Raw genomic sequence first — 10,363 nt, 5'->3', positions numbered from 1 at the left:
GGGTGAACCTACAAGTTACTATGACGTTACTATGGCTTTACATAGGCTTTACTATGAAGGAGCCATGAAGAAACGTAGGTAGTAGCAGAGGAGGATGTCTGAACCGGGATTAGGGGAGATTTTGGGATTAGCAGGAAGAGGTAGCTGGCTTTTAGGGCAAGTGTTTCTTTGGGGTTAGAGCAGTTCTTTAGTGCAAGAGATCTTGTATTTTATTTTCTATTTATATGGCATATTTCTTTATAGGGAAAGTTCGGCAAGTATGCTGCTTCACTTTTGTTTCTTCCAATATTGTACCTTCGCCACGCATTAAATAATTAAAACTCTAAATCATATGTCAGTAAAAGTTGCCATTAATGGTTTTGGTCGGATCGGCCGCTTGGTTTTCCGTCAGATCTATAACATGGAAGGAATTGATGTAGTAGCCGTAAACGACCTTACAAGCCCAGCCGTACTTGCTCACCTGCTGAGATACGACAGCGCACAGGGCCGCTTTAATGGTGAAGTAAAAAGCACAGAAAACTCTATCATCGTAAATGGTGAGGAGGTTAAGATATATGCTCAGAAAGATCCAGCTCAGATTCCTTGGGGCGACCATGGAGTAGATGTGGTAATTGAGAGCACTGGGTTCTTTACCGACAAAGCAAAAGCTGAAGCTCACCTGAAAGCTGGTGCTAAGCGTGTAGTAATCTCTGCACCTGCTACTGGCGATCTGAAAACAGTTGTTTTCAACGTGAACCACGACATTCTGGACGGTAGCGAAACGATCATTTCTTGCGCTTCTTGTACGACCAACTGCCTGGCGCCAATGGCAAAAGTGCTTAATGATAAGTTTGGTATCCAAACTGGTTTAATGACCACTATCCACGCTTATACTAACGACCAAAACACATTGGATGCACCACATCCAAAAGGTGACTTACGTCGTGCTCGTGCTGCTGCACAGAATATTGTTCCTAACAGCACAGGTGCCGCTAAAGCTATTGGCTTAGTATTACCAGAATTGAAAGGTAAGTTAGATGGTAGTGCACAACGTGTTCCAACCATCACCGGTTCTTTAACTGAGCTGAATGTGATCTTAGGCAAAAAGGTTACTGTAGAAGAAATCAACAATGCCATGAAGGCTGCTGCTGATGAAAGCTTTGGCTACACTGACGAAGAGTTGGTAAGCACTGATATCATTGGTATGCATTATGGTTCTTTGTTTGATGCCACACAAACAAGAGTGATCTCTAATGGCGATACACAATTGGTAAAAGCAGTAAGCTGGTACGATAACGAAATGAGCTATGTATCTCAGTTAGTTCGTACAGTAAAATACTTTGCTAAATTGATGAAATAATAAAGTGTAGTGCGTACTTCACTATGTTATTATAAATCCAATTGTATTTAATAATTTTATGAAAGGCTTTCTGTAGGGGAAGCCTTTCTCTTTCAACCAAACCATACATTATGTCGCAGTTTACAGACTATAATTTCTCTGGTAAAAAAGCTTTGATCCGCGTAGACTTTAATGTGCCGCTGGACGACAAATACAATATCACTGACGATACACGCATTCGCGCAGCAGTGCCCACCATTAAGAAGATATTAGACGATGGAGGCTCTGTTATTTTAATGTCTCATTTAGGGCGCCCAAAAGATGGGCCTACTGAAAAGTATTCCTTAAAGCATTTAGTGAATCATATTAGCCAATTGGTGGGTGCCGATGTGCAGTTTGCAAATGACTGTATTGGTGAAGAAGCTGTTGAAAAAGCCAAAAACTTACAACCAGGCCAAGTACTGTTGTTAGAAAACCTTCGCTTCTACAAAGAAGAAGAAAAAGGAGATAAAGCCTTTGCTGAAAAGCTTTCAAAATTGGGCGATGTATATGTGAATGACGCTTTTGGTACAGCACATCGTGCTCATGCTTCGACTGCCGTTATTGCACAATTCTTTCCAAAAGATCGCCGGTTGTTTGGTTTGGTAATGGAAGGAGAAGTGACTAGTGCAGAAAAAGTATTGAACAGCGCAGAAAAGCCTTTCACTGCTATTATTGGTGGTGCTAAGGTGTCTGATAAGATAATGATCATCGAAAACCTGCTAGAAAGAGCTACAGATATTATCATTGGTGGTGGTATGGCTTATACATTTGAAAAAGCCATGGACGGTAAGATCGGTAACTCTTTATGCGAGGATGACCGTCTGGATACAGCGCGTGAGCTGCTGAAGAAAGCAGAAGAAAAAGGCGTATGTATTCACTTGCCTTCCGATTCCATCATTGCCAATAAGTTTGCTGGTGATGCCGAAATCTCTTCTTCTTTAAGTAACCAAATACCTGATGGTTGGATGGGTTTGGATATTGGCGCTATGGCATGTGATATGTTTGCAAAAGTAATTTCCAAGTCAAAAACCATTTTGTGGAACGGCCCAATGGGTGTTTTTGAAATGGAAAAGTTTCAACATGGTACAAAGGCCATTGCCGATGCAGTGGCTGCAGCTACAGAAAAAGGCGCCTTCTCTTTAGTAGGTGGTGGCGATAGTGTAGCGGCAGTAAACAAGTTCGGTTATACCGATAAAGTAAGCTATGTATCTACCGGTGGTGGAGCTATGTTGGAGTTTTTTGAAGGTAAAGAATTGCCAGGAATTGCTGCCGTAAAAGCATAACAGCACCGTTTATAGTATTTTAACAAAGGCCCATCCTTATGTGGGTCTTTGTTATTTGTAACAATACGTAATTTCATCGGCACAAACCAAAACAATAGATTGGCTATGACCAGACTGCTTTGCACAACCGTTCTGTTACTAATTTCAGTAGTGCTATTTGGACAATATAAAGTGACCGGAAAAGTTACAGAAGAAGGTAAATTTGTATCCCAAGCTACGATACTACTGCTAAAAGCTACTGATTCAACATTATATAAATCGGTACTTACCAATTCCGAAGGTCAGTTTCTTTTTGAGGCAATTCCATCCGGCCGATATTGGCTGTCTGTTTCTAAAGTGGGTGCAAAAACCGCTAAACAGTCCATTGAAGTTCTTCAAGCCAACCTTCAGGTAAACGAAATTCACTTACAAACTGAGCCTAAGGCGCTAGGTGGAGTAACGGTTACGGCACGCAAACCATTTTTAGAACAGCGTGTAGATAAACTGGTGGTGAATGTAGAAAATAGTGCTACAGCTGCAGGCGGAACAGCGCTGGAAGTATTACAAAAAGTGCCAGGCTTAATAATAACAAGTGATAACATCTCTATGGTAGGGAAACCTAACGTGCTAATTTTAATTGATGGCAGAACCACACAGTACCAGGATGTTACCCAGCTATTAAAAGACATGCCGGCCAATAATATTGAAAAGATTGAAGTAATAACGAATCCTAGTGCTAAATATGACGCCAGTGGTGGTGGTGTTATCAATATTGTATTAAAGCGTACTGCTAACCTAGGTATGAATGGTAATGTGTCTTTGACTGGCGGTCTAGGCATTTATAATAAGCAAAAAGAAGGACTGCATGATAACTTTTACCGCTTAAGCCCTGGCTTTAACCTTAATTATAGAAAAGGAAGCTGGAATGTGTTTGGTGGGTACAGTCTGCTAAACCGTACTTATTTTGATAATAGCACTTTTGATCGTGCCATTGAAGAAAACCGGTTTAAGCAAATCAACAGGGAAGTAGGAGAGATTACCAGCCATAATTACCGGTTGGGGGCTGATTACGTTATTAATAAGAAGAACACCGTAGGTGTTTTGTTGCGTGGCTTTTATAGAACAGCCGATGAAGTGGTAACAAATAATACGATACAATCAAAACTTTCTAACGGTGAAACCGTGAGCAGTTTTGAAACTATTAACCGTGAGGCTATTGTTCGTTCAAACCTTTCTGCCAACGTCAACTGGAAACACGTGTTTGACTCATTAGGGAAGGAGCTGAATATTGACGCAGACTATGCGTTTTTCCAGCTGGATAACACTGGGGATATTTCTATTCACCAAGCCAACTCAATTTCAGAAAGTAACCAAAACGTTGATAACCCTGTGAGACTTGGTGTGTTTAAGTTAGACTATACGCATCCATTTAAGAATAAAGCAAAAATGGAACTGGGTGCCAAAAGCACCATTGCCTCTATTGATAATGGGTTAATGTATTTGCGCAATGGTATAAAGGATCTGCGTTTTAGTAGTGAGTTTCTTTATAATGAAAATGTAAATGCTGCTTATGTAAACCTGCAAAAGTCAATGAAAAAATGGGAGCTGATGGCTGGTTTAAGGGTAGAGCAAACCATTGCTAAAGGCGATAGCGCCGGAAAAAAAGCACTAAACCGTAATTATATTCAAGCTTTCCCTTCTGCTTTTGCTAACTATAAAATCAGTAAAAGCATGGGGGCCGGATTGCAATATAGCAAGCGTGTAAGCCGACCAAGCTTTCAGCAACAAAATCCTTTTGTAAATGTTATTGACTCTCTGACCTACACTCGTGGAAATCCATTGCTTAAGCCACAAACTACTGATGCTTATAAGTTTACCCTTTCCTATAATAATCAACCATTCATTGGTGTAAGTTATAACGTTACAAAGGATGTGATCTTTGAAAATGCACCAAAGCAAGAAGGTAATCTTACGTACACAACTCCTGAAAACCTGGCGCGACTGGATAATTTAGCTATTGAACTAAACTTCCCGATCAAGTTGGGTAAAAAGATAGAAGGTTTTGGTAGCAACCAGTTTATCAGAAATCACTACAAAGCCGATTACCTGAATGGCACTTACGACAAGGCCAAGTGGAACTGGATGCTTTATTCTCAAATTACGTATCGCCCATTACCGACGCTAAGTTTTGAAGTAAATGGCTTTTATATGACTCGTTTCTTAAATGAGTTTTTAATTCTTGAGCCCTTTGGCAATATTAATTTGGGTGTACAAAAAACTATATGGAATAAAAAAGGACGGATAAGTCTGAATTTCAGTGATATGCTATATACCAATCGTACAAAGGGGCGCTTGCAATACCAGGAAATCGATGTAGCCTTGTTGGAGAAGAATGATTCCCGTAGTGTACGCCTCACCTTTAACTACAGCTTTGGTAACCAGAAGTTGAAAGCAGCCAGAAACAGAAGTACGGGGTCAGATACAGAAGCGAATCGTGTAAAAACAAATTGATTTGACCTGTTGAAGTTTTAATAATAATACATAATATAGATGGCGGACACTCAATTGTCCGCCATTTTGTCTTTATAACTAGATATTCAGTGTAATGGAATAAAAATTGAAGAGTAGCGGTAGTGCTTTTAGAAAGTACTAATTTTAATACTAATAAAACTTAGACTCAAATGAGACGTTCATTGCCTTTATTGATTATTCTTGGCTTGGTGGTCATTCTTTTGTTTTGGGGATGTGGCAGCTACAATGGTTTGGTAACACAGGATGAAACGGTTAAGAACGCTTGGAACAAAGTACAAAGTGATTATCAGCGCCGTGCTGATCTTATACCTAACCTGGTTCGTACCGTACAAGGCGAAGCAAATTTTGAAAGAGGTACATTAAATGATGTCATTAATGCAAGAGCTAAAGCTACTTCTACGCAAATAAGTCCTGATAATCTGACACCTGAGAATATTGAGCGTTTTCAGCAGGCACAAGCTCAACTGAGTGGTTCATTAAGTCGTTTACTTGTTACCGTTGAACAATACCCGAACTTAAGGGCCAATGATGCTTTTCGCAATTTACAGGCTCAGTTAGAAGGTACTGAAAATCGTATTAAGGTTTCCAGAAATGATTTCAACGATGCTGTTCAAACATATAATACAAAAGTGCGTACATTCCCTACAAACATATTTGCTGGTATGTTTGGTTTCCATCCTCGTACCGGCTTCCAAGCTGATCCAGGCTCACAGAATGCGCCCAGAGTTGAATTCCCTGACCAGCAAACGCAGCGTCCATCTGTAAACTTTTCTGATACCGCAACAAAAAGATAAAGTGAAACTATTTCCCTGGAAAAAAATAAAGGATTACTTCTCGGCTGAAGAAAAAGAGCGCTTGTTAGAAGCCATTCGATTGGCAGAACAGCGTACAAGTGGGGAAGTGCGTTTATTCATTGAGTCCCGGTGTAAATATGTAAGTGCGGTGGATAGGGCCCAAGAGCTATTCTTTGAATTGAAGATGGATAAAACAGCCGATCGGAATGGCACATTGGTTTATGTGGCTATGGAAGACAGGCAAGTAGCTGTATTTGGCGATGAAGGAATCCATCAGAAAGTGAGTCAGAAATACTGGGAAGAAGAAATCAATAAAATGCTTTTGCACTTCAAACAAATGCATGTAGTAGATGGGCTTTGCCAATGTATAGCAGACATTGGCGAAGCGCTCTATCAGCACTTTCCCTATAATAGTCAAACTGATAAAAACGAACTGCCAGACGATATAGTTTTCGGCAAATAATACATGAAGCGCTTTTTACTGATTTTAAGTTTACTGGTATCCGTCTGTGCTTTTTCGCAAGGAAGTGTGGATCGCTTTGTGCGCGAGTCTATTCCCAAGCCTAATCCACCGCGGTTGGTCAATGACTATGCCCACATGCTGGCTCCGGACCAACTGCAGGAGTTGGAAAGAAAGTTGGTAGCCTACGATGATAGTACTTCTGTGCAGATAGCGGTAGTAACTATAGACCAGCTAAACGATTTGCCTATAGAAGATGTAGCCCTTTCTATTCTTCGGCAATGGGGGGTAGGTGGCCAGGCACAAAAAGACAACGGTGCGGTACTGCTGGTATCTAAAAACGATCGTAAGATCTGGATAGCCACGGGTTATGGAATGGAGGGGTCTCTTCCTGATGCTACGGTGAAGTCTATCGTAGAAACGGATGTCGTGCCCAATTTCAAAGCCGGCAACTATTATAGAGGACTTGACGATGCAACTACTTCTATGATACATGCTGCGGCCGGTGAATACAAGGCTCCAGCCAATTACAGAAGCAAAGGGGGCAGTGGAGGAATAAGTCTGGGTAAGATCATTCTTGGTTTTATCATCCTAATGTTTATTCTAAATATGTTTGGTGGCGGCGGCCGTGGCGGTGGTATGATGTCGCGCCGTGGGTATCGTGGTTTTGGAGGCCCTATCTTTTTCCCAACTGGCGGTTTTGGTGGTGGTGGCTTCGGCGGAGGCAGCGGGGGAGGTTTTGGAGGCGGCGGAGGCGGCTTTGGTGGTTTTGGTGGTGGTAGCGGCGGCGGCGGTGGTGCCGGCGGTAATTGGTAACAAAAAGATTAATGCTATTAAAAGCTATCCTGTCTAGGATGGCTTTTTTATCGTCTATTATTTTATATAACGGTTGTCCTTACGTTAGGCGAATAGGTTTAACATTGTTAAAACTTCAATAACCGTCAAAATCACATCAGGCGAATTCCTTTAATTTTGATCATCATGAGAAAACTCCTGCTTTTTGGTTTGCTTTTTTTAACTGGATATATAAGTAAGGCCCAAAAGGTCTACTTTGTCTATCTGGAATCTGAAAAGGCGGCGCCGTTTTATGTAAAGATGGGAGATAAAGTTTTCAGCTCTTCTACAGCAGGTTATCTCATTTTATCAAACCTGAAGGACAGTACCTATACGTTTTCCGTTGGTTTTGTAGGGAAGCGAGATATAGAACCAAAATTCCAGGTTGCGGTTTCAGCACAGGATCATGGCTACTTATTAAAGGAGCTGGATCAAAAACTTAACCTATTTGATCTGCAATCCTTAGAGCTGATAGCGCCTATGGCGGCAATTGAAATTCAGAATGACCCCTATATTACCCGCACAGATAAATTTACCAGAACCCTTTCTCAAGCAGCTAATGATCCCTCCTTATTGTTAGAAGTAGTACGGAAAGAGCCAGTGAAATCAGTGACAAAAAATAGTTCCACACAAAGCGGAACGGCTATAGAGCAAGCCGTAGCTAAAGAATCGATTGTGGTTAATTCGGCTTCAGTTGATACCATAACGAGAAACCAAATAGACACGACAGCCTTGGCAGTAGCAAAACAAGAGGGTGTAGATACCACTATTAATAAAATAGATACAGTTAGTGTTGTGGCTGTAAATACTACTGATTCTTCTGCAGTTGCAGCCATAGATAATAATAGTAAAGTAGATTCTTTAGGCAATGGCAATAAATTAGACACTGTTTCTGTCGCGGATACGGCTACAAAAAAAGCGGTAGCGAAAGTAGAGGATAAGAAAGCTGATGATGTAAAAGCTGGAGAACTAAATAAAGAAGAAAGTAAAGCGCCGGTTGTGGCTTTGAAAGTAGACTCCACGAGCAATTCGCAGGTTTTAGTAAGTGATACAGTAAAGGTGGCAGAACCGAAAGGAATAGAGACGGAGTATAAAAGATCTACTATTGTGCGCCGCTCCGAAAGTTCAACTACGCAAGGTTTTGGTCTGACCTTTATTGATTACACGGCAGAATCAAGTGATACCATTCATATTTTGATCCCTAACCAGGCACAGCCATTTAGAACTGCAGGCGAGCCTAAACCAAAAGAGCAACTTAAAACCATTCCTGATATTGAAGCTACTGCACATATAGATACGGTTACCCATGCTTCAAGTAATGTACCAATAGATTCAACTGTAGCTGTAACTAAACTACCTAGTTCCTGTACTCAAACAGCAACAGAGCGCGATTTTCGCAGTCTGCGTAAAGAGATGGCTTCATTAGAGACAGATGAAGGAATGATCAATACAGCGGTTTTAGCTTTTAGGGAAAAATGCTTTACTACCGAGCAGGTTAAAAACCTAAGTACACTATTCTTATCGGCTCAATGGAAATACCAATTCTTTGAGGCTGCACAAAAGTATATAGCAGATGCCGATAAGTTTGCTACTCTCGAGTCTGAGATAAAAGATGAATATTACGTAAACCGATTCAAAGCCTTGTTAGCCAAATAATGCAGCGTTATTTTTTAGAGGTGGCTTATAAAGGCACTCAATACAGTGGATTTCAGATTCAGGAAAATGCCAATACCATACAGGCAGAAATTGAAAGAGCCTTACAGATAATCCATCGCCGACCTATTACATTAACGGGTTCGTCACGTACCGATGCTGGTGTACATGCACTTCAAAACTTTTTTCATTTCGATGAAGAGCTGCCGCTTCATCCACAGTTCCTTTATAAGGTGAATGCTTTACTGCCAGATGATATTGTAGTAAAGAACTTATTTCCAGTAGCTGATACTGCCCATTCTCGTTTTGATGCTACCAGTAGGGCCTATGAGTATAGGATCAATCGTACTAGAAATCCCTTCTTACAGGAAACAGCTCTTTTTTATCCTTATAATGTTTCTATTGAGTTGTTGCATACAACGGCAGCTATCATTAAGGAGCAGAACAACTTCTTTGCCTTTTCTAAAACCAATACTCAGGTTAAAAACTTCATTTGTACTATATATAGGAGCGAATGGGTAGAAGAGGGGGATTTATTATTATATAGAGTAGAAGGAAACCGATTTTTAAGAGGGATGGTTAGGCTGTTAACGGCTTCTCAACTTAAAGTGGGAAGGGGTAAATTGGAACTTAAGGCGTTTGAACAGCTGTTTGAGGGTGTTGGTAAGTGTGGATTTTCTGTTCCTTCCACCGGGTTGTTTTTAGAAAAGGTTCAATATCCTGATGGAATATTGAAAGCTGATTGATTTCTTAATTGAAGAAGTAATAGGAGTATTATCTTATATATAATATCTATTATATAATGTAATATCAGAAATAGTGTTGAAAATGATGAAACATTCAAATAAAAGGACATTTTTTTGAAGAAAGTGGTCAAATAGTTTGGTGGGTAGGGCAGAGCTACCTATCTTTGCGTCCGCTTTTTGAAGGAAGGGAGAGAGGGAACGGGAAAACGAGGGAAGGGTTTAAAATAATTCATTGGTTATCAAAAACTTATCCGTAGTTTTGCCCCCGCTTTTTGAGGAATTGGTTTTTAAAACTTAGTGAAGCGGCGCTTCACCGGGTTTTTAAGAAAAAAGTTTTCAAAAACATTTGGCGGGTAACACCGATTCCCTGTATCTTTGCGCTCCGCTTTTGAAAAATAGCTGCTCTTTAAATAACTGGTCTTCAATACTTTATAAACGTTTTCATCGTTGAAAAAAGTGGAAAAGAAATAAAAAAAGTTTTGGCGGAATGGAACAGAGGTTGTAGTTTTGCACTCCCAATCGAAAAACGGGGCTGCGGAAAACGCCGCAGGTTCTTTAAAAAACCAGTTGAAATTTAAGTGTGACATCACGGTCTGAAGGTTCATAACCTTATCACTTACACAAGCCATCTACGGGTGGTAAGTTCTTTGAAAGTTTGGAAGCAACAGCACGTTTTACTGAAAAGTAAAACAACATTAGGTAGGTCAAGCAATAGAATTTAC

General features: G+C 40.5%; 8 protein-coding genes. All 8 read left to right on the top strand.

Annotation, left to right across the window (positions count from 1 at the left end):
- The first annotated feature begins 331 nt into the window (after positions 1 to 331).
- Positions 332 to 1,339, top strand: coding sequence for a type I glyceraldehyde-3-phosphate dehydrogenase (gap, locus tag SY85_RS07355; RefSeq protein ID WP_066402998.1), 1,008 nt, complete (start codon positions 332 to 334; stop codon positions 1,337 to 1,339).
- Positions 1,340 to 1,449: 110 nt separating this feature from the next.
- The gene (locus SY85_RS07350) at positions 1,450 to 2,643 is read left to right on the top strand and encodes a phosphoglycerate kinase (protein WP_066402996.1); all 1,194 of its coding nucleotides are present in this window, start codon (positions 1,450 to 1,452) and stop codon (positions 2,641 to 2,643) included.
- Between the two features lie 105 nt (positions 2,644 to 2,748).
- The gene (locus SY85_RS07345; RefSeq protein ID WP_066402995.1) at positions 2,749 to 5,133 is read left to right on the top strand and encodes an outer membrane beta-barrel protein; all 2,385 of its coding nucleotides are present in this window, start codon (positions 2,749 to 2,751) and stop codon (positions 5,131 to 5,133) included.
- A 170-nt stretch (positions 5,134 to 5,303) separates the two neighbouring features.
- Complete coding sequence (locus tag SY85_RS07340; protein WP_066402992.1) at positions 5,304 to 5,948, top strand: LemA family protein; 645 nt, start codon at positions 5,304 to 5,306, stop codon at positions 5,946 to 5,948.
- Between the two features lies 1 nt (position 5,949).
- Complete coding sequence (locus tag SY85_RS07335; RefSeq protein WP_082886323.1) at positions 5,950 to 6,411, top strand: TPM domain-containing protein; 462 nt, start codon at positions 5,950 to 5,952, stop codon at positions 6,409 to 6,411.
- 3 nt (positions 6,412 to 6,414) lie between these two features.
- The gene (locus tag SY85_RS26135) at positions 6,415 to 7,224 is read left to right on the top strand and encodes a TPM domain-containing protein (RefSeq protein ID WP_066402990.1); all 810 of its coding nucleotides are present in this window, start codon (positions 6,415 to 6,417) and stop codon (positions 7,222 to 7,224) included.
- Between the two features lie 165 nt (positions 7,225 to 7,389).
- Positions 7,390 to 8,898 (top strand): hypothetical protein, encoded by a 1,509-nt coding sequence (locus SY85_RS07325; protein ID WP_066402987.1) that lies wholly within the window; start codon positions 7,390 to 7,392, stop codon positions 8,896 to 8,898.
- The gene (gene truA / locus SY85_RS07320) at positions 8,898 to 9,641 is read left to right on the top strand and encodes a tRNA pseudouridine(38-40) synthase TruA (protein WP_066402985.1); all 744 of its coding nucleotides are present in this window, start codon (positions 8,898 to 8,900) and stop codon (positions 9,639 to 9,641) included. The genes SY85_RS07325 and truA overlap by 1 nt, the downstream gene beginning before the upstream one ends.
- Positions 9,642 to 10,363: the final 722 nt, after the last annotated feature.

The sequence above is a fragment of the Flavisolibacter tropicus genome, assembly GCF_001644645.1.
Taxonomy (GTDB): Bacteria; Bacteroidota; Bacteroidia; order Chitinophagales; family Chitinophagaceae; genus Flavisolibacter; species Flavisolibacter tropicus.
The sequence above is the reverse complement of the archived record's forward strand: the minus strand, read 5'-3'. Positions and strand labels throughout refer to the sequence as shown.

Bases quoted from the DNA above. Each gene is read 5' to 3' on its own strand.
- SY85_RS26135 (WP_066402990.1), top strand. From the start codon at position 6,415: ATGAAGCGCTTTTTACTGATTTTAAGTTTACTGGTATCCGTCTGTGCT.
- truA (WP_066402985.1), top strand. From the start codon at position 8,898: ATGCAGCGTTATTTTTTAGAGGTGGCTTATAAAGGCACTCAATACAGT.
- gap (WP_066402998.1), top strand. From the start codon at position 332: ATGTCAGTAAAAGTTGCCATTAATGGTTTTGGTCGGATCGGCCGCTTG.
- SY85_RS07325 (WP_066402987.1), top strand. From the start codon at position 7,390: ATGAGAAAACTCCTGCTTTTTGGTTTGCTTTTTTTAACTGGATATATA.
- SY85_RS07340 (WP_066402992.1), top strand. From the start codon at position 5,304: ATGAGACGTTCATTGCCTTTATTGATTATTCTTGGCTTGGTGGTCATT.
- SY85_RS07350 (WP_066402996.1), top strand. From the start codon at position 1,450: ATGTCGCAGTTTACAGACTATAATTTCTCTGGTAAAAAAGCTTTGATC.
- SY85_RS07345 (WP_066402995.1), top strand. From the start codon at position 2,749: ATGACCAGACTGCTTTGCACAACCGTTCTGTTACTAATTTCAGTAGTG.